The sequence below is a fragment of the Catenuloplanes indicus genome (assembly GCF_030813715.1).
GTDB classification, from domain to species: Bacteria; Actinomycetota; Actinomycetes; order Mycobacteriales; family Micromonosporaceae; genus Catenuloplanes; species Catenuloplanes indicus.
The window spans coordinates 4,680,958-4,700,454 of the sequence record NZ_JAUSUZ010000001.1; the positions used below are offsets into that span (position 1 = coordinate 4,680,958).

Here is a 19,497-nt window from a genome sequence, read left to right on the forward strand (position 1 = left end):
GCTCGCGGATCCGCGAGCCCCGTCGGCGAGATCAACTCAGCGTGCAGCTGACCTGCGGCAACCCGCTGCCGTTGGCGACGAAACCGAATGTGGTGCTGCGCTCCGGCGCGATCGCACCGTTCCAGTTCACGTTACGGACCGTGACGGTACTGCCGCTACCGCTCATCGTGCCGTTCCACAAACTGCTGATCGTGTACGTGCTCGGCAGCGTCAACGTGGCGGTCCAGCCGCCGGACGTGGCCGTGTTGTGGTTCATGATCTCCACCTGGCCCTGCATGCCACCGTTCCACGTGCTGACCACGCTGTAGACCGCCATGCAGCCGTTCCCCGGGTGACCGGTGGTCGGCGGCGGCGTGGTCGGGGCCGGAGTCGTCGGTCCCGGCGTCGTCGGGCGGGGCGACGGCGAGCTGGTCGGCGTCGGGGTCGGGGTCACGGTGCCGCCGCCCTTCAGGCCGGTGACCTCGCCGTTGCCGCCGTCGAAGACCACGTCGGAGCAGCCGTAGAACGTCTCCTGGCTGTCCGAGCGCGACCACACCGAGTAGATGATGTGGCGCCCGCTCTTACCGGACGGCAGGTTGCCCGACCAGTAGTAGTGGCCGTCGTTCGAGCCGACCGGCCCGTTCTGCGGCGGGTTCGTCACCTGCAGGAACGGCGTGTCCGCGAGGTCGTCCCAGGCGAGCGGCTGGTTCGGGTCCCACCCGTCGTTCGTGATGTACATGCTGAACGTGCCCGGGTGGTGCGCCCAGTTGCTGTACCGCCAGCTCCACGCGGCACCCGAGGTCAGGTGGGTTACCGGCCAGTCGCCGGGCACGTTGAAGCCGGTGAAGTTCGTGTTCCCGCCGGAACAGAGCTGCCCGTCCGGGATGAACCCCTCCATCCGTCCAGCGCCGTCGGAACGCAGCACGGAGAACCAGTTGTAGAGCACGTTCGTACCGCTGATGTTCGTCGCGGCACGGCAGGCGGAGTTCTGCGGGACGATCTGGCCGGTCGAGTCCATCCCGTCCTGCCAGCACAGATACGTACGGGAACCGGGCCGCATCATCGCCCCGTGCGCCTGCGCCGCGGACGGCGGACTGATCACGGTGACGAGCCCGGCGGCCAGCACGGAGGCGGCGAAGTAGGCGGCCGCCCTGCGTCGAAAATTCACGATGGGTGCTTCCTTCCACGGTGTTGCCGAAAAGGTGGGAAGCGCAGCCCCGGCTCGGCGACGCGTCAGCCCCCGCGTCGCCACCGCCATTCTCACAAACAGATCGTCAAAGCTCAATCTGTACGGCGGATTGAACCAAACCGGGGTCGCCATCCGAACTACCCGTCATGAGGTGCTGGCTCGGCAAGTCCCTGGCAGGTGCGGCCCTCGCCCTCGCGGCGGGAGCGCTCGCACTCCCCACGCCCGCGTCCGCGGACGTGACGGTCGACCCGGACGTGAGCGTCCAGGGCGGCGCTCCCCGGCTGACCTTCACGGTGACGAACGGCAGCCCCAAGGCCACGCTCGACGAGGTCGTGCTGACCATGCCCGACTCGATGCCGATCGCGGAGACGTACCCGCTGTCGATCGACGACTGGGCGCCCCGGATCAACTGGAAGAAGCTCGAGACGCCGCTGCAGGGCGTGCACAGCAGCAAGGTCACCGAGGCGGTGTCGGACATCACCTGGTTCGCCATGCCCGGCAAGGGCACGAAGCCCGGCCAGTCCGCCGAGCTGCTGGTCACGCTGGGCCCGCTGCCGGTCGCCGAGCAGGTGGTCTTCACCGTCACGGAGAAGTACGACGACGGCACCACCGTGGTGAACGACGTGGTGCCGGCCGCCGGTGCGTCCGCGCCGAACGCCGCGGCCGTGCTGCGGCTCATCCCGGACACGATCAGCGACTCGAACGGCGGCCACCACGGCGGCACCGCGACGGAGACGCAGAACGTCGCGTCCGTCACCGACACCGGGCCGAACGCCGGGCTCTGGGTGGGGATCGCGGGTTTGCTGGCCGGCCTGGCCGGCGGCGGCGCGATCATGTGGTTCGTCGCCGCACGCCGCAAGCCCGGATCGCCGGCCGGACCGTCCGCCGAGCCCGCGGCCGAACCGGAGACCGCCGAGCCGGAGACGCCGGCGCAGCCCGACTCCGTCTGGCGCTACCGCGGAGACTCCGCCGAGGACTCCGCCGGTGACGAGAGCGCCGGCGAGGAGACCACTCCCAAGATCCGGACGGCGGCCGGAAAGACGTCCTGATCGGTTCGACAGGGCTGACGTGGCCGCGCTCCACCCGGGGCGCGGCCACGCTTTGTTTAGATTGATCGCGTGACGGTGACGTTCGGTGTGCTCGGCCCGCTCGCGGCCGAGTTCGGCGACGGCCGGCCGGTCACGCTGCGCGGCAACCGGCAGCGCGCGGTCCTCGCCCGGCTGCTGGTCGCGCACGGCCGCGTCGTACCGGTGGACACGCTCGTCGACGACCTCTGGCCGGACGCGCCGCCGGACCGCGCTGTCGCCGCGATCCGCACGTTCGTCGCCGACCTGCGCCGCGCGCTGGAACCGGAGCGGCCGCCCCGCCGACCGCCGGAGCTGCTGGTCACCGCGCCGACCGGCTACGCGCTGCACGTCACCGCGACCGACGCCGGCCGCTTCACCGACGCCGTACAGACATCCGCCGGCCTTGCCCCGGAGACCGCGCTGACCTGCCTGGACGACGCGCTGGCGCTGTGGCGCGGCCCCGCCTACGCCGAGTTCGCGGCCGAGGGCTGGGCGCGCGCGGAGATCGACCGCCTGGACGAGTTGCGCGCGCTCGCGATGGAGCGCCGCGCGGCCGCGCTGCTCGAACTGTCCCGCCCGGCCGACGCCGTGCCGTCGCTGCGCGCACACACCGCGGCCGCGCCGCTGCGCGAGGAGGCCTGGCATCTGCTGGCGACCGCGCTCTACCGCACCGGACGCCAGGGTGACGCGCTCGCCGCGCTCCGCACCGCCCGGGACACGCTCGCCGACCAGCTCGGCGTCGATCCCGGGCCGCGCCTGCGCGCGCTGGAGTCCGCCATCCTGACCCAGGATCCACACCTTCACGATCCATCAACGGTACGTACGCCGTCCGGCCCGGAGTCGCGCGCCACCGCGGGTTTCGTCGGCCGCGCCGAGGAGAAAGCACTGCTCACGGCCGCGGCCCGGGCGGCGGCCCAGCGGCGGCGCCCGATCCTGGCGCTCGTCTCCGGTGACGCCGGCGCCGGTAAGACCGCCCTGGCCGAATCGCTCGCCGCGGACCTGACCGCCGCCGGCTGGACGACCGCGTGGGGCCGCTGCCCCGAGTACGAGGACGCGCCCGTCGCCTGGCCCTGGCGCCAGATCAGCGACGCCCTGTCGGCCGGGGGCGAACTCGCCACCGGCACGTCCGAGGACCCGGCGGCGGCGCGGTTCCGGTTGCGGCGGGCGATGGCGGCGCTGGTGGAGGCGGCGGCCGGGCGGACGCCGGTGCTGGTCGTGCTGGACGACCTGCACTGGGCGGACGAGGGCACGCTGGATCTGCTGACCGGGCTGCTCGCCGGTCCGGACGCGGCCGGCGGGCCGGTGCTGGTGATCGGCACCTACCGGGCCACCGAGATCACGCCGGATCTGGCCGCGGCACTGGCCCGGCTGGCCCGCGTCGAGCCGGCCCGGGTCCACCTGGACGGGCTGCCCGCCGGCGCGACCGGGGACCTGGCCGCGTCCGTCACCGGGCACGACCTCGCGCCGGAGCTGGTGACGCGGCTGCACCGGCGTACCGGCGGCAATCCGTTCTTCGTCCGGGAACTGGCCCGGGTGCTGGCCGCGGAGGGCGTGGACGCGCTGGCCCGGGTGCCGGCCGGCGTGCGCGACGTGCTCCGGCACCGGCTCGCCCGGCTCCCCGGGCCGGCGGGCGATCTGCTGCGCCGCGCCGCCGTGCTGGGCCGCGACATCGATCCGGACGTGCTCGCCGCCGTGTCCGGTCTGGACGACGACGCGCTGCTGGACGTGCTGGACCGGGCCGTCGAGGCCGGCCTGCTGACCGAGACGGCCGGACGTCTGCGGTTCACGCACATCCTGGTCCGGGACACGCTCTACGGCGACCTGTCCGCGCTGCGCCGGTCCCGCTGGCACGCCGCGGCCGGCACCGCGCTGGAGCGACTGCGCCCGGACGACCCGGCGCCGCTGGCGCACCACTTCTCGCTGGCCGGCGCCGGGCACACGGCGCAGGCGGCCCGATACGCCCGGGCCGCGGCCGAGCAGGCCGAACACCGCGGCGACCCGCACGAGGCGACCCGCATGTGGCAACGCGCCCTGGACGCCCACGACCGGGCCACCGGCACCCACGCCCCGGCCGGGGACTCACCGTCCAGCGACACGCGAGCCGGGGATGCGCGGGAACGGCTGGCCGCGGTGATGGGGCTGGGGCGGGCGCTGGCGGTGGTCGGGCGGCTGGCGGAGGCGCGGCGGCATCGGGCCGACGCGATCGACGCGGCGGAGGCGCTGGGTGACCCGGTGGCGGCCGCGATCGCGGTGACCTCGTTCGTCGTGCCCGCGGTGTGGCCGCGCAACGACGACGAGGAGCTGTCCGCGCGGATCGTGGCCGCGGCCGAACGGACGCTCGCGGCGCTGGACCGCGCGGAGCGCGCCGGACCGGGTGCGGACGACCCCGACGGCACCGGCCGCAAGCTCGAAGCGGGGCGGATCCAGGCGGCCGTACGTACCGTTGATGGGTCTTTGGAATTGTCCGCCGAAGGCGGGGTCAGGCTGCGAAGCCGGCTGCTCAGCACGATCGCGCTGGAGCTGCGCGGCGGCACCGGCACGCGGGGTGAGATCGCGGCGCGTGAGGCGGAACGGCTGGCCCGCGCATCCGGCGTCCCGGAGCTGCTGGCCTTCGCGCTGAACGCCCGGTTCATCCACTGCTTCGGCCGGGCCGGCCTGTCCGCGGAACGGGCCGCGATCGGCGACGAACTCCGCGCGCTGGCCGCGCGGCACCGGCTGGTCACGTTCGAGGTGCTCGGTCACCTCATCCTGCTGCAGTCCGCGTGTGCGCGCGGAGACGTCCCCGCGGCCGACCGGCACGCGGCCGACGCCGACCGGCTGGCCGCGCGCTACGAGCTGCCCATGGTCGGCGTCTTCACCGGCTGGTACGCCGGCCTCCGCCACGCCCTGCACGGCGCACCGGACGCCGCCGCGGCCGCATACCGGGCCGCCGCCGCCCGGATGACCGGCAGCGGCATGTCCGGCGTCGAGGAGGGCCTGCTCCCGCTGGCGCTGCTGTCCCTGGACCCGCGCGCCGACGTGGACCACGCCGGCCCTTACGAACCGTGGGTCCGCCCACTGCGCCTGATCGCCCGAGGTGACCGGGAGGCCGCGACCGCCGCCCTGCACGCCGCCCCGGAATCCCCGCGCGACCTGCTGCTCGAGGCCCGTCTCTGGCTGCTCGCCCGCGCCGCCGCCGACCTCGGCGACACCACCGTCCTCACCCACGCCCGCACCGCGCTCCGCCCCGCCACCGGCGAACTCGCCGGCGCGGCCAGCGGCATCCTCAGCTTCGGCCGGATCTGAGAGTCAGGCCGTCGGCTGGAGTTGCCAGCGGGCCTCGATCCAGCGGCGTTCGCCCTCGGTGTGTGCGGTGATCTCGACGCCGTTGCGGGGCGCGATCGGGGAGTCGGGCATGTCGCCGATGACGCTGACGACGACCTCGTCGCCGGAGCCGACCACGGTGACGCGGGCCCAGGTGGCGGCGTTGCTGAGGGCCTCGATCGGGGCCTCGGAGAGCGCGCGGCAGGTCTCCACGGTCAGGTCGGGGACGTGGCCGACGCGGACCAGTGAGACCTCGACGCCGCGGCGTTCCGCGACGTCGGCGCCGGCGCGGAGGCCGTGCAGCAGCGGGTCGGGTACGTCGTCGGTCTCGGCGAGCAGGCGGCGGAGCCGGGCCGCGCCGGCCCGGCAGCGCCGCTGGACCAGCGGGTCACACGGGTCGGCGCCGTCCGCCAGCTCGGTGAGCAGCGTGCGGATGTCGTCGCGGATGTCCTCGTAGCGGGCGACGCGGGCGGCGTGCACGGCCTCCGCGACCGCGCGCCGGTCCGCGACCTCGGCGCGGGCCACCGCGCTGCGGGTGACGGACGCGGCGATCGCCCGGACGCCGCCGGCCGTGAACGCGAAGCCGAGTTGCAGTGCCGCGCTGCCGATCACCACCATGCCGAGCCGGGCCAGCGTGATCCGGTCGAGCTGGTCGGCGATCGCCAGGCCGATGACCACGATCGTGGCGTTGGCCAGCACGAACGCGACAAGGTGGGTGATCGGGCGCCGCCAGCAGATGATCACGCCGAGCCAGCCGATCGAGCCCCACGCCCAGTCGAACGACTTGAGGATCTCCTCGGGCGGACAGGCGGCCAGCACGATGGCGACCAGCAACAGCGCGGACACGGTCAGCGGCCAGAACAGGCGCGGACGGGGCTGGCCGAAGATGTCGAGCGCGCCGACCGCGCCGATGGCCAGGTATGCGAACCAGCACGCCGCCACCACCCACGGCCAGCGGTAGACGGACCAGCCGAGCAACGTCATGGTGCCGTCGTAGAGCAGGTGCCAGCAGACCGGGATGGCCAGCGCGGCGATCGCGGTCCCGCGCAGGTAGCGGCGGGCGACCAGCATCGCGGTGCTCTCGATCACGGCCACCACCGGAGCGTGACCGTGGTGCCCTCGCCCGGCGTGGAGTCCACGTCGGCCAGTCCGCCGACCGTCTGCATCCGCCCGATGATCGCTTCGCGCACGCCGTACCGGTGAAAGGGCGTGCTCTGCGGGTCGAAGCCGTGACCGCGATCCCTGATCTCGACCTGGATCGCCCCGTTCTCACTGGTCAGGGTGATCCGCACGCGGCCGGTGCCGGCGTGCCGCCGCACGTTGCTGACCGCCTCCGCGGTGGCACCGGCGATCGCCTCCACGACCGGCGCCGGCACGTCGACCGGTGTCAGTGACAGCGCCACATCCAGATCGGCCTGCAGCGCGATCTCCCGCAACCGATCATCAAGACCGTTCGCGGGTACGTCGAGTGCGGGCGCGTCCGGCCCGGCGAGCCGATCCAGCACCAGGATGTCCGCGGCCGCGCGCTGCCGCAGCTGCGCCGACGGGCCCGGGATGCCGGCCGTCCCGACCATGGTGAGCGTGGACAGCACGGTGTCGTGCAGGTCGCGGCGCTGCACCCGCTCGTCCGCCCGCCGGGCTCGCTCGATCAGCTCGGCGCGCTGGTCGCGCAGCACGGCGGCCAGTTCCGCGTCCGCGTAACCCGCGGACTGGCGCAGCACCCGCATCAGCACCGCCATCGCGATGATCTGAATCACGTGGATCATCGCGGAGATCACGCCGTCGTCCGCCGGCCGGATGCCGGCCAGGTGCGCGACGACCAGCACCAGCGACGCCGGGATCGCCCACCGGATCGGCAGGCCCATGGCCGCGACCAGCAGCGTCATCGTGATCAGCCCGCCGATCCAGCTGGCCGCACCGGGCAGCGCCGCGGGCACGGTCACGCTCTGCTGGATGAGGCACAGCCCGGACAGGAACGCGACGTCGCCCGCGGCCAGCCACCAGGTCAGGCCGCGGGCCCGGGCGATCGCCACGAACACCACGGACCAGACCAGGTTCGCCGTGAGCGCGCCGACGACCAGCGCGTTCACCTCCGGAGCGGTCATCACGCCGGCGACGGTGGCGGCCAGGCCCACGAACCCGCGCAGGAGTACGGCGGAGCGCATCGCGTACCGCAGCAGGGCCTGCTCGGCCGGTCGCTCACCGCCGGTCGTGGCCGGCCGGTCCACTGTCTCCACCGGCCGTTCCGGTGGTTCGGGCCGTTCCGCCAGCGCGGTTGCCGCAAGCCGTTCGGATCGCGATGCCATCGACAGGTAGCGCCTCTTCCATCGGGAGTGGGGCCGTCGCGGACCACCTTTCCACGCGTCCGTACACCGCGTCATCCCCCGCTCGCCCAGTGGAAGGCGCCGACGGTCCAGTCACACCACGGCGACCAGCTTGATCTCGACCAGCAGTTCCGGGAAGGCCAGCCGCGGCGTGCCGATGATCGTGCTGGCCAGCTGCGGCACCGGCTTCCCGTACACCTCCTTGCGCACCTCCTCGGCAGCCGCGCCGCCCGTGTCCGAGTCCAGCACGAAGATCAACTCGTCGACCACGTCGTCCATCGACGCACCGAACCGGCCCAGCAGCTCCGCCGCGTTCGCGTAGCACTGCCGCATCTGCGCGGCCATGTTGGCGAAGTCGGTGACCGCTCCGGCATCATCGAGCGGGGCGGGCGCCACCAGCTCGGGACCGTCGTGCGAGACCTGCCCGGAGAGGTAGATCGTGTTACCGCGCCGGATCGCCTGCACGTAACCGTAGGTTTCCTCCCACGGGACCCCGTGGCTCTCCGTCCTGATGTCGTTCATGCAGGCAACGGTATGGAGCCGCGGTTTCCCGGCCCAGACGCGGCGGTGCCAACAAACGCAAGGATCGTGACACGACGTGCACACCAAAGACGTAGCGATCATCGCGATGCCGCGGTACTTCCCGCTGGACGTCACGCTGCCGCAGTACGTGCTGAGCCGGCACCCCGGCTACCGGGTGACCGTCCACGAGGGCGACGTGTCGGCCGCCGAGTTCGCCGACGTGGTCGTCGTGCCCGGCTTCGCGGACCCGCACCTTCCGATCCCGGACGACCACCTCGCGGTGGTGCGCGCGGCCCACGAGCGCGGCGCCCGAATCCTGGCGGTCTGCACCGGCACGTTCGCGCTGGCCGCCGCCGGGCTCCTCGACGGCCGCCGCGCCACTACCCACTGGCGGTACCTCGCCGCGCTGCGCTCGCTGTACCCCGCCGTCACCGTGCTGGACGTCGCCGCCGTCGACGACGGCACCGTGGTCACCTCCGCCGGCGCGGCCGCCGAGACCGACGTCTGCCTCCACCTGATCCGCACCGACTTCGGCGCCGTGGACGCCGACCGGGTGGCCCGGGAGGTGCTGCCCGCCGGTTCACCGGCACCCGAGTCGCGCAGTGGACTGGCGGACACCCGCGAGTGGCTGATCGAGCACCTCGCATCGCCGGTCACCGTGCAGCGGATGGCCGACCACGCGCACCTGTCCCGCCGGACCTTCATCCGCCACTTCGAGCGCGAGACCGGCACGTCCCCGATGCGCTGGCTGATCACCCAGCGTGTGATCGCGGCCCGCCGCCTCCTGGAGACCACCGACTGGCCCGTCGACCGCATCGCCCACGCCACCGGCTTCGGCACCGCCGCCAACCTGCGCACCACGTTCGCCCGCGACCTCGACACCACCCCGACCGCGTACCGTCGATCGCGGGCTGTCTAGACGGATACGCATCCTGACGTCCGCATGTGCGGACCTAGCGTGTCCCCATGATCGCACCGCATCGCCGAGGCGCCGCATACCAGCAGCTGGCCGGCGTCCTGCGCGATCGCATCGAGGGCGGAAGCCTGCCTCCCGGCCACCGCCTTCCCTCCGAGAAGGACCTGCACGACGAGTTCGGCCTGGCCCGGGAGACCATCCGGCGGGCGCTCGCGATCCTGCGGAACGAGGGCCTGATCGAAGTCCGTCTCGGACACGGCACCTTCGTGGCCGCGACACCGCCGACCGTGCAGCTCACCGCGGGCGACAGCGTCACGTCGACCGCCGCGGTCACGCTGACCCGGGCATCCGGCCGGACGGAGACGTACCCGGCCGGCACCAGACTCACGGTCCCGCACGAACGCCCACCCGTCGCCGCCGCCGTCATCGTCCGCGACGGACGGGTACTGCTGATCCGCCGCAGAATCGAGGAGGCGTCACTCTCCTGGCAGTTCCCGGCCGGCGAGGTGGAACCCGGCGAGACTCCCGAACAGGCCGCGGCCCGCGAGACACACGAGGAAACCGGCCTCACGGTACGGCCGACGCTGCTCCTCGGCCGGCGCGTCCATCCGGTCACCGGCCGGACCATGGTCTACGTGTCCTGCGACCCGATCAGCGGAACCGCCCACGTAGCCGACGAGGAGGGGGTGGCGGAGGTCGCGTGGTGCGACCACGCCGCGTTGGCCGCGCTGGTCCGGCAATCCCTGTTCGCACCGGTGCGGCGTCATCTCGACGACCTTCTGAGGCGATGATCACCGAATGAGAGAACACCCGGCCGCCGCTTGTGCGGCTGCCGGTCGTCCGCCCTGTCGTTGTTCGTCCGGGTCAGGTGACCTACCGTTCGACGGACAGCGTATGCAGGCTCGGGGCGAACCGCTTCCGGTACTCCGAGGGCGTCACACCCACGTGCTTCTGGAACAGGAGCCGAAGGTTGGAATCGGTTCCGAGTCCTGCCTTCCGGGCGACCAGATCCATGCTGAGACCACTTTGCTCGATCAGCCGGCACGCCAGTGCCACCCGCTGTGCGGTCACCCAGGCTATCGGGGTCGTGCCGATCTCCTCCCGGAACCGCCGGTGCAGCGCCCGCGGGCTCATCCGCCCTTCCCGGGCCATGCCCTCCACCGTCAGCTTGAGGTGGAGCCGCTCGTTGGCCCATTGGAGAACGGAGGCGAGCGGGCTGTCCGCAGGCCTGGGCATCAGGTGCTGAACGACCTGCTGCTGTGCGCCGTCGCGGAAGGCGGCGAACACGAGGCGCCGGCCGACGTGACTGGCGACGTCCGCCCCGTAATCGCTGCGGACGATGTGCAAAGCCAGATCGAACGATGCCGCTCCACCGGCCGACGTCAGCACATCTCCCTCGTCCACGAACAGAACGTCCGGCACGACGTGCACAGCCGGGTACTTCCGGCGGAAGTCCTCGACGAGCTGCCAGTGCACCGCGACCCGTCGCCCGTCGAGCACACCTGCCTCCGCCAGGACGAAAGCACCGCTGCACAGCCCGACCAAGCGCGCACCGCGCGCGTGGGCACGTCTGATGGTGCGGAGCAGGGCCGGGTGCGAGGCGGCATCGGTCTCCGGCCGATTCGGGACGATGACGATGTCCGCATCGTCGGCGTCGGCCAGACGTCCCGGGGCGCGGACGTGGAACAGTCCGTCCCGCATGCTCACAGAATCGGCCGCTGCGACAACCGATAGGTGATACAGATCCCGACCCAGTTCCGGATACGGCCGAGATCCGAAGATCTCGCAGGCACAGCCGACTTCGAAGGGGTTCGAATATTCGTCAAGGAGCAGCGCCACCCGCCGTGCGTCGCTGCGGCTCGAACCCTGAGCCCGTGACATCACCTGCAATGTGTATCAAACCCGGCCGTCATCACCGGCCCGGCGCCCTTCGAGGCTCTCTACGATCGTGTGTGTCCAGGACCTGCGGGATGCTTGCGTTACCTGGCACTTCTGCTCCTACCGGAGGCTGGTGCATTCGGCCAGGCTGGTGGTCACGGCGGACTCACCGTCATCCATCCGTGCCACCACTGGAGCATCGAGCATGCGCATCGCTGTCGCACTCTTCCCCCGGGTCACCGCCCTTGACGCGATCGGCCCGTACGAGACATTGCAGCGGCTCCCCGACACCACCGTGACGTTCGTCGGTCACCGACGCGGAGAGATCCGAACCGACAACGGCGAGCTCGGGCTCACCGTCGACAAGACCTTCGACGAGGTCACCGACCCCGATGTCGTCATCATCCCGGGCGGTGTCGGCATCATCGACCTGCTCCACGACGAGGCGGCCCTCGACTGGGTCCGCACCACCCACGCGACCAGCCGTTTCACCACCTCGGTCTGCAGCGGCTCCCTCCTCCTGGCGGCCGCCGGCCTACTGCCGGGAATGCTGGCCACCACCCACTACACGCTCATGGAGAAGCTCGCCGGCCTCGGGGCGATCCCCACCGACGAGCGGGTCGTCATGCACCTCGAGCAGCGCATCATCACCTCGGCCGGGGTGTCCTCCGGGATCGACATGGCCCTCCACCTGGCCGAGCTGCTCACCGACACGGTGACCGCCCAGGCCATGCAGCTGATGGTGGAGTACGACCCGCAGCCGCCGTTCGACGCCGGCAGCACCCGCAAGGCCGGGACCGCGGTGCAGGAGCGCGCCGCGGAACTGTTCAAGCTCAAGGACTAAGACGCGATCTCGAAACGAGAAACGCCCGGCGGCTGGTCTCGCAGCTGCCGGGCGTTTGCCCTGCTAGATGGCGGTGGCGGCGGGATTTGAACCCGCGGAGGGCGTAAACCCTCACACGCTTTCGAGGTCTGCCCACCTTCATACAGGACGAACCCGCACAGGCCGCGACCTGCACTGACGGCGTCTAGCGACCGAGCCCGCACACCCTCAGATCGCTGCGAACGAGACGAAGTTTGCGACTGAACCGCACCCGACAGGGCGAGCGGCATACCGCGGCCATCGCCGTACGCGCAGTGATAGATCTTCCCCGAGTCACCGGCCAACGACGAACCACCGGCGCCAACGGGATCATCACCGCTACATCGCGAATCCTGATGCGACACACGGACACTGCCCGCCGGAATAAGCAGCCTGCGTATGGACCAACTCCGTCAACGGCGACAAGATATTGCAGATCTTTAGGTTCATCGCCAACTGCACATCCAACCAATTCCGAGGCAACGGAACATCAAGGTTTCGGCCGAACGGCGGGCCGCGCATACCTTAAATAAAAAGTCAACTAGTGAAAACGAGAGTTGTCTAGGTATGATAGTCATCGATGCCGAGGAGTGTAAAATGACCAACCTCTGGGTGCTAAGATCCTTACGCGCCGAAGATTACGAATCAATGGCCCTGTCTAGCGGATATGCCGCAATGGGATGGGCCAACTCGGGAGATTTGACGCATGTCGTGGATGTCGCTGGCATCCGAGCGGCAGTGCGAAGGGCGTTTCCGTTCTCTGATAAAGAAACCACCGATAGCTGCACAGATCAACTGCATCAGTTCAGGATTCGCGTGGTTGCCGGAGACTATCTACTTCTCCTACGCCGCAACAACCCCAACGTAGCATTCGGGAAAGTGACCGGCGACTACCATTATCGCACGGATCTTTCAGATGGCATCCGCCATATCCGCGAGGTCGATTGGATTCATTCCGAAATTCCGCGGGTGGCCGTAGAACAAGACTTGCGCTCTATGCCCTCCCTCAACATGATATATCTCTTGGAAGATGAAGTCGTCGCCCAGCGCATCATTGATGCCTCCAGCGCGGCTACACCTTCGCTGGAAAACACTGCGAGTTCAGGATCTAGCATTGCAACTAGCGGAGCGCCATTTCAAAATTTCAAGAGAAATTTAGAATACGCGCGCAACCTAGCTGCAGGCGGAGCCCACTTACACGATCTTGGAGTAGGTTCATTCGAGGTAAATGATGTTTTCCGGGCCGCATGGGTCCAAGGCGTTGCAGCGCTAGAATATTGGGTTCGTCAAGAGGTTCGGACGCGCATGATGCGACTCGCGGCGAATCCCCATCTGTCGAGGCCACAGAAGTTCAACAGTTTTCCAATACCAATTGAAGCCGTTGAGAGAATACTCCAGGGTGAAGCAACTCTAGCCGATGTGGTAGACGACCAGCTGATAACCACCCGTGGTCACATCGCCTATCAGAATCCTGACAAAATAAAAGACGCACTGTCACTTATTATAAATACAGAAAGATTATGGGAAAGCGTAGCAAAAACCTTGCAAGAGAGGTCGGGCGACGAAGGCACGTTAAGTGGAAAAGAGATTCAGGACAAGCTGACGAGTGTCGTCTTTAGGCGAAACAAGATTGCCCATGAATATGATGAGGACCCAAGGATTGCAACGCATAAAAGAAGTATCGATGGTAGCGATGTCACACAGGCTCTAGACCTCATTGAGCAGCTTGCAGCAGCGGTCCTAGTTGCAATCGAAGCGCGTAGCGATCCTCACCGCCGCCAGGATTGACCATGCATAGAGGCAGCATCTTCACGAGCACCAACCGTCGCTTCAATAATTGCCTGCTGGATCGCCGCCTTGGTGTCCTTCGACCTAACAGCTACGTCGAGCTGCTTCGCAAGCGCAACGAGTTGGTCCTTCCTCAACTTTAGAGCTACAAGATACTCTTCGCCATCCCTTCTGGTTAGGAGTCTTTGAAGCTCTTTAGACACATCAGCTACGTTCGGACCGGTGGACACAATTTGCGCACCGGCTGGCACGAAGCCAATCGAAGCCTTGCCATCAACAAGTTGGTCTACCTCTTCAGGCTTCAACTTTCTTGTGAAGTCGGTAGCCAAGCGTAATGCCGCAAGGATGAGGTTCCGGGCATCCATGCTCAAACATCCCCTCTCAGTCCGAGGTGAGAAACAAATTCGTCCGCCAGGCCATTTAGCTCATTCAGGATTACACGAGGGGTATCTCGCGCAATTGCCAAAGGTACGCCCGACTTTGTCGCAACAGCATAAGGTGATTGACTAAACCTGAGAAAGTTATCAAACGTTTCGATTTCTAGCTCGCGACGAACCTTGCTCATGAACTCTTGATTGACCTTTTGCGCCGCCTGGCCTCGGACTCCGACCATCGTGAATACGACACCAAGGACCTGCGGATCTATCCTTTGCCGTGCGAAAGATGAGCGCGAGGTGGCTGCCACACAGTCATTGTATTCGTGAACAAGGCCTTTGACGCTATCAAGCAGATAGTTTATTCCTAGTGTCGAAAGGTCATCTGCGCGCGACGGAATTAGCAGATGATCACTCGCTACAATCGCAGTCTTCGTCACAATATTGAAGTTCGGCGGACAGTCGATAAGCACCACATCATAGCCGTCCAAGCTTCCATTGCGGAGGCCTTCGCGAAGTCGACTATGCACACCGAGAAAGCGAGCCGTTGGCTGCCTGCCAATAAGCTGACCTGCCAAGTCTAGATCAACGTTAATTAAACCGAGGTGCGACGCAATAATATCCAGCGCGCCCTCACTGGGAATTCGTTCTAAAACCTCAGGAGGCGTTAGAACGAGGTCAACTAGTTCCGTATCGCCTTGACCGGCCGAGAACTCGTCGAACCATTGCTTAATTGTCTTGTGCCCCTCAACTAATTCTGCCGTCGAGGTAGGCCGATAAAAAGAATAGGTAAGGCTTGACTGAGGGTCAAGATCTATCAGCAAAACTCGATATTTTCTGCTGGCAAGTAGAGCACCGAGATTGGCCGTAACTGTCGTTTTCGCCACGCCGCCTTTGTAATTCATAACGGAGACGACATTCACCTTTAACCCCCGGCCAACGACGGCTTTGCCGACCACTGCATCCCGTTCCATAAACGCTACTAGCCGTCACTGGCGTCCGGAAGGCATCCAAGAGCTTCGGTTTGTCAGTTGAGCGACTGCGGTTCGTGGACGCGCATGGTAGGTGCAACAACCCAGAGGAGATGAGACCACTTGGCGGGCCAACTTCGGCCCTCGCCATCGAGAGGGACGTACATACGTCTAGACGAATATACTTCTCGTCGTATACTCGATCGCACGTAACGTCACCTCATGATCACGCCTAACCGTGAAGGTGCCGCGTATCGGCAGCTCGCCGTCGTTTTGCGTGACCAGATTCGAGACGGAGTACTGGCTCCGGGTCAACGACTTCCCTCTGAGAAGGATCTGCACGACCAGTACGGCTTGGCCCGGGAGACCATCCGCCGCTCTCTAGCGGTGCTCCGGCAAGAAGGCCTCATCGAAGTACGCCACGGCCACGGCACCTTCGTGGTCGACGCTCCAGCCCTAGTCGAGCTGAGGCCAGGCGATGTCGTCACCTCCCAAGCGGCAGTGGAGGTAACTCGGGCTTCGGGTGAGGTCGAGTCATATCCGGTCGGTACAAAATTCACGGTTACTGAGTGACGCGGCGATGAGGACTTGCCGGGCGGCGACGGCTTACGGGAGGTGCCCGTGAGCCAGCCGGCGCGGCATACCGTCATCGATGAGTGGACCGGACGCCATGCGTCTGCTCTACAAGCGGCGCTTCGGATGTCTCAGGATGAGATGGCGGCGCTGATCGGCGTGGCAAAGCGGACGATCGCGGCTTGGCATGAGAGGCCCGAGGTGCGCATCCGGCCGGAGTTGCAGCGGGCGCTCGACACCGCATACGAGCGAGCCTCCGACTCTGTGAAGATCCGGTTCGCGCGGCAGCTCAACGCTGAAGACCGAGCGGACGTTGAGGCGGCAGGCAGCGCCGCACCGCTTACGGTCGCGATAGCCGTCGTCGTCAACGGCGCTCGCGTGCTCCTCGTCTGCCGGCGCGAGGACGACCCGGATGGGATCACCTGGCAGTTTCCCGCCGGGATCGTCAAGCCGGGAGCCAAGCCCCGCACCGTTGCCGTGCGGGAGACGTTGGCGGAGACCGGAATCCATTGCACGGTTACGCGGGCGCTGGGGAGCCGGGTACATCCGATCACGGGTGTGTTCGCCGAGTACTTCCTGTGCACCTATCTCACGGGTGAGGTCGACAACCTCGATCGGGCCGAGAACGTGGATGCGGTCTGGATACCGCAGCAACGGATCGGCGACTTCGTGCCCGCTGACCGGGTTTTTCCCCCTGTTCGGCAAGCCCTGGAAAACCTGGAAGCGGAGTCATGAGTCAGCCTGAGAAGCCAGCAATCGCCGCCGCCATCATCGTCGAGGACGGGCGGGTCCTGATGGTCCGGCGCAATGTGAAGGAGGGGGCGCTCTCCTGGCAGTTCCCGGCCGGTGAGGTAGAGCCTGGCGAGACCAGCGAGGATGCGGCCGTTCGCGAGGCGAACGAGGAGACGGACGTGACCGTCCGCGCGGTGAAGACGCTCGGCGAGCGCGTGCACCCGAACACCGGGAGGACCATGGTCTACGTCGCGTGCGACCTGGTCAGCGGCACGGCGCGAGTCGCGGACGAAGAGGAACTGGCGGAGGTTGCGTGGTGCGACCGCGCCACCCTGGCCGAGTATGTGCCGTATCCGTTCTTCGGGCCGGTGCAGGAGCACCTCGACGCGGTGCTGCGTTAGTCGGTGCCGAGCAGGTCAGCAAGCCGGGAGCGGACCACGCCGGCGTGGAAGTAGTCCGGCATCGGCACGCCGGCGATGATTTGCCGGTCGGAGATGGCTTCGTCCAGCGAGCGCGGTGGGAGTGCCTCGATCAGCTTGAGGCACTCCCACGCGTACCCGCGGGCCTCTGGAATTTGCCCTTCTGACCGGAGCCGGACGGCGAGCGCGAACGCGTACTCCGCGGCGGCGCGGTCGTCCTGGTAGAAGCGCTCCTCCTCATACCGCGTGCGGAATGCGCTGATCGGCGGCGGCTCCTCGGGGAGCATCAGAAGAGGTAGCGCTCGGCGACGGTCTGGTAGTCGAACAGCTCCGTCTCGGAGAACCACAGCTCGACCTCGTACTTGGCCTCCTCGACGTTGCCGGAGGCGTGGATCAGGTTCGCGGCCACGATGCCCTTGGCCTCTGTGTACGCCTTGGACGTGTGCGCGAAGTCGCCGCGGATCGTGCCGGGCAGGGCCTGGTTCGGGAAGGTCGCGCCGACCATGCGGCGGACGGTGGCGACGACCTCGACGCCCTCCAGGACGAGCGCGATGACCGGGCCGGTCTGCATGAAGTTCGCGGTCACGTCGAAGACGGACTTGCCGAAGCGCTCCTCCAGGTCGAAGTAGTGGCGCTTGGCGAGGTCCGCGTCGATCCGCACCATCTTGGTGCCGACGACCTTCAGGCCCGCGTCCTCGAACCGCTGCAAGATCCGGCCGGCCAGGCCGCGCGCGACCGCGTCGGGCTTGAGAAGAACGAGGGTCCGCTCCAGAGCCGCCATGCCGTACCTCCGCTATCAGCTACGTGGTTCTATAGCCTCGCATGAGATCGACGCATCTGGCTGCCCCGCATGCTGCATCGATTTGATCTGGTTCGTAGATATCTGCCCTAGACGTAGCTGCTTTCGACACTAGCGAGCGCTGCCGGTAGACCAGTCCGACGACGAGGCACCGAGCCCTTCAACGGTGACCCCTCCGCGGCCGAGAACTTGGCACCGGCGCCACCCTGCGGTCAGAAGCCACCTGGCTGGTGCTGGTTGTGCCGCCTTCCAACTTCCTCGTTCCCAGTACGGCGGGACGGTCGTTGTGCCGAGCATGTCGGGAACGAAGGGTCGTACGTCGCGGATGTCAATGCGAGCGTCGAGGATTGGGCGGTCGTCGTAGGAGGATTGGCGACAGGATGGCTGCAGCGTCGATGAGGATGATCAAGCGGTAGCCGCCTGGTGGGGTCACAGCACCGATTCGTACGACGGATCGGACAGAATGGCGGCGCTACGATGACAATCCACTTTGGATGCTTGGTGACAGTGTGCGTTGACGGCCGGTCGATAGCACCACGATGACCTCTGGGCGCCGGACTCACGGACTCAGGCCTTGCAGAAGATAAGCATCTCCCAGCCTCTCAGTGCTACGGGAAGGACGCAGGATGCCCAACCCACTCTTCATTACGTTGCTGATTGTGGTCCCTATTGTTTTAGGAAGCGCCGCCGGACCTTTTGGCTTTTTGGCCGCTCTCGCACTAGTCTTGATCGCCAACCCGATTATCTGGAGGGTTCGTAAGAATCGTTACTTCAACTCCCAACAGTTTCAGGAACTGCGATCCCAGGTGACCTCCATCGTCGCAGAGCACAATGATGTCGTGAACTACGTAGCGGAAATCCGCTCACAGGGATCATTCGAACTTGGCGCTTCGTCCACGGGGCAGCATGCCCACTTGGCCAGTTTTGAGAACACTTCGGCGTGGAACAACCGCCGCGATCGCAACGTCGCCGAGTATGCACCCCATGTACACAATGCATCCCTGCAGGTTGTGCGTAACGCGAGCGTCGAGCCGATCAAGTACCTGATGAAGTACTTTTCCATCAGGCCTGATAAGGAAACCCTCGCGGATGTGCAACGCGTCGCCCAAGACGTCTCGCGGCTGGAGGAGGCAGTCCATAACGTAGAGCAACGCGAAGCCGAGATTGCCGCGATGATCAGCCCACCTGCGTTCATCCTCAAGAGGTACTCGACCGAGTTCTGGAGCCTGGTAGGAGTTGAACTTTCTCCTATTGCCGTGCCCTACCCCCACTACAAGTTCCAGTACACCTCCGCAGGGGGAAACAGTGGCCAAGCAGTAGATATCAGACTCGACACGCCGACTCTAGATGCGCTTTCTGAAACGCTCGCTGAGAAGATCCGCTGGGCAAAATCGGCGGCGGGACAGCGCGCGTTGATGACGGCTCGACTGCGCAGCTGGGTCAAGGACCGTGATAACCACACCTGTTTGAAGTGTGGTATTTCTGTGGCAGTCGAGCCACACCTCCTCCTTGAGGTTGATCACATCATTCCGGTGTCCAAGGGCGGCCTCAGCGAGCCTGACAACCTTCAGACACTCTGCTGGCGCTGCAATCGCACCAAAGGAGCGAAGTTGGTTCATTAGCATTGCCCGAATACTTCAAGCAGGAGCCGCTCAGATTGCGTTCGCTCGCGTCACTAGTTCGGTCGGGCAGCCGGATGCCTAATTACCGGGCCATGACCGGACCCTTACTTTGAGAATTTGCTGACGCACTCAACTTGACAGTTCCGCGCACTCAGGAAAGTCGAGGACCTCAGTCACGG

General features: G+C 67.0%; 19 protein-coding genes. 10 read left to right on the forward strand and 9 right to left on the reverse strand.

Going from position 1 to position 19,497, the window contains the following annotated elements; translation table 11 throughout:
- Positions 1-31 precede the first annotated feature (31 nt).
- Positions 32-1,147, reverse strand: a complete 1,116-nt coding sequence (locus J2S42_RS21015) for a lytic polysaccharide monooxygenase (protein WP_459903816.1) — start codon at positions 1,145-1,147, stop codon at positions 32-34.
- Positions 1,148-1,314: 167 nt separating this feature from the next.
- Here J2S42_RS21015 and J2S42_RS21020 point away from each other — a divergent pair, with 167 nt between their 5' ends.
- Entirely contained in the window at positions 1,315-2,217 is a 903-nt protein-coding gene (locus J2S42_RS21020; protein ID WP_307241650.1) for a DUF1775 domain-containing protein, read from the forward strand.
- A 69-nt stretch (positions 2,218-2,286) separates the two neighbouring features.
- Positions 2,287-5,520 (forward strand): ATP-binding protein, encoded by a 3,234-nt coding sequence (locus tag J2S42_RS21025; protein ID WP_307241652.1) that lies wholly within the window; start codon positions 2,287-2,289, stop codon positions 5,518-5,520.
- A gap of 3 nt (positions 5,521-5,523) precedes the next feature.
- Here J2S42_RS21025 and J2S42_RS21030 read toward each other — a convergent pair whose 3' ends face one another.
- From J2S42_RS21030 to J2S42_RS21040, 3 genes are all read right to left on the reverse strand, one after another.
- The gene (locus J2S42_RS21030; protein WP_307241655.1) at positions 5,524-6,633 is read right to left on the reverse strand and encodes a hypothetical protein; all 1,110 of its coding nucleotides are present in this window, start codon (positions 6,631-6,633) and stop codon (positions 5,524-5,526) included.
- The gene (locus J2S42_RS21035; RefSeq protein WP_307241657.1) at positions 6,624-7,844 is read right to left on the reverse strand and encodes a sensor histidine kinase; all 1,221 of its coding nucleotides are present in this window, start codon (positions 7,842-7,844) and stop codon (positions 6,624-6,626) included. The genes J2S42_RS21030 and J2S42_RS21035 overlap by 10 nt, the downstream gene beginning before the upstream one ends.
- Positions 7,845-7,955: 111 nt before the next feature.
- Positions 7,956-8,384 carry a RidA family protein gene (locus tag J2S42_RS21040; protein ID WP_307241659.1) on the reverse strand — a complete coding sequence of 143 codons (429 nt, stop codon included), beginning with the start codon at positions 8,382-8,384 and terminating at the stop codon, positions 7,956-7,958.
- Between the two features lie 76 nt (positions 8,385-8,460).
- Here J2S42_RS21040 and J2S42_RS21045 point away from each other — a divergent pair, with 76 nt between their 5' ends.
- On the forward strand, positions 8,461-9,303 hold the full coding sequence (locus J2S42_RS21045) for a GlxA family transcriptional regulator (protein ID WP_307241660.1): 843 nt from the start codon (positions 8,461-8,463) through the stop codon (positions 9,301-9,303).
- A gap of 47 nt (positions 9,304-9,350) precedes the next feature.
- A complete protein-coding gene (locus J2S42_RS21050) occupies positions 9,351-10,091 on the forward strand; it encodes an NUDIX domain-containing protein (RefSeq protein ID WP_307241662.1) in 741 nt (246 codons plus the stop codon).
- Between the two features lie 82 nt (positions 10,092-10,173).
- On the opposite strand, the gene J2S42_RS21055 is transcribed toward J2S42_RS21050, so the two are convergent.
- Positions 10,174-11,139 (reverse strand): GlxA family transcriptional regulator, encoded by a 966-nt coding sequence (locus tag J2S42_RS21055; protein WP_307241664.1) that lies wholly within the window; start codon positions 11,137-11,139, stop codon positions 10,174-10,176.
- A gap of 244 nt (positions 11,140-11,383) precedes the next feature.
- On the opposite strand from J2S42_RS21055, the gene J2S42_RS21060 reads away from it, so the two are divergent.
- Together J2S42_RS21060 and J2S42_RS21065 are read left to right on the forward strand one after the other, a co-directional pair.
- Entirely contained in the window at positions 11,384-12,022 is a 639-nt protein-coding gene (locus tag J2S42_RS21060; RefSeq protein ID WP_307241666.1) for a DJ-1/PfpI family protein, read from the forward strand.
- A gap of 615 nt (positions 12,023-12,637) precedes the next feature.
- The gene (locus J2S42_RS21065) at positions 12,638-13,828 is read left to right on the forward strand and encodes a DUF8426 domain-containing protein (RefSeq protein ID WP_307241668.1); all 1,191 of its coding nucleotides are present in this window, start codon (positions 12,638-12,640) and stop codon (positions 13,826-13,828) included.
- On the opposite strand, the gene J2S42_RS21070 is transcribed toward J2S42_RS21065, so the two are convergent.
- Complete coding sequence (locus tag J2S42_RS21070) at positions 13,810-14,193, reverse strand: hypothetical protein (RefSeq protein WP_307241669.1); 384 nt, start codon at positions 14,191-14,193, stop codon at positions 13,810-13,812. The two genes, J2S42_RS21065 and J2S42_RS21070, sit on opposite strands and share 19 nt — an antisense overlap.
- A gap of 2 nt (positions 14,194-14,195) precedes the next feature.
- Complete coding sequence (locus tag J2S42_RS21075; protein ID WP_307241671.1) at positions 14,196-15,176, reverse strand: ParA family protein; 981 nt, start codon at positions 15,174-15,176, stop codon at positions 14,196-14,198.
- 219 nt (positions 15,177-15,395) lie between these two features.
- Between J2S42_RS21075 and J2S42_RS21080 the strand changes: the two genes are divergently transcribed.
- The 3 genes from J2S42_RS21080 to J2S42_RS21090 are packed head-to-tail and all read left to right on the forward strand — an operon-like array spanning position 15,396 to position 16,879.
- Positions 15,396-15,746 (forward strand): GntR family transcriptional regulator, encoded by a 351-nt coding sequence (locus J2S42_RS21080; protein WP_307241673.1) that lies wholly within the window; start codon positions 15,396-15,398, stop codon positions 15,744-15,746.
- A gap of 48 nt (positions 15,747-15,794) precedes the next feature.
- Positions 15,795-16,481, forward strand: coding sequence for an NUDIX hydrolase (locus J2S42_RS21085; RefSeq protein ID WP_307241675.1), 687 nt, complete (start codon positions 15,795-15,797; stop codon positions 16,479-16,481).
- On the forward strand, positions 16,478-16,879 hold the full coding sequence (locus tag J2S42_RS21090) for an NUDIX hydrolase (protein ID WP_307241676.1): 402 nt from the start codon (positions 16,478-16,480) through the stop codon (positions 16,877-16,879). Before J2S42_RS21085 ends, J2S42_RS21090 begins: the two co-directional genes overlap by 4 nt.
- Here J2S42_RS21090 and J2S42_RS21095 read toward each other — a convergent pair.
- Both J2S42_RS21095 and J2S42_RS21100 read right to left on the reverse strand, forming a co-directional pair.
- The gene (locus J2S42_RS21095) at positions 16,876-17,184 is read right to left on the reverse strand and encodes a hypothetical protein (RefSeq protein ID WP_307241678.1); all 309 of its coding nucleotides are present in this window, start codon (positions 17,182-17,184) and stop codon (positions 16,876-16,878) included. The genes J2S42_RS21090 and J2S42_RS21095 overlap by 4 nt on opposite strands.
- On the reverse strand, positions 17,184-17,678 hold the full coding sequence (locus tag J2S42_RS21100) for a nucleoside-diphosphate kinase (RefSeq protein ID WP_307241679.1): 495 nt from the start codon (positions 17,676-17,678) through the stop codon (positions 17,184-17,186). Before J2S42_RS21100 ends, J2S42_RS21095 begins: the two co-directional genes overlap by 1 nt.
- Before the next feature lie 644 nt (positions 17,679-18,322).
- On the opposite strand from J2S42_RS21100, the gene J2S42_RS21105 reads away from it, so the two are divergent.
- On the forward strand, positions 18,323-19,318 hold the full coding sequence (locus J2S42_RS21105; protein ID WP_307241681.1) for an HNH endonuclease: 996 nt from the start codon (positions 18,323-18,325) through the stop codon (positions 19,316-19,318).
- The last annotated feature ends 179 nt before the right edge of the window (positions 19,319-19,497 follow it).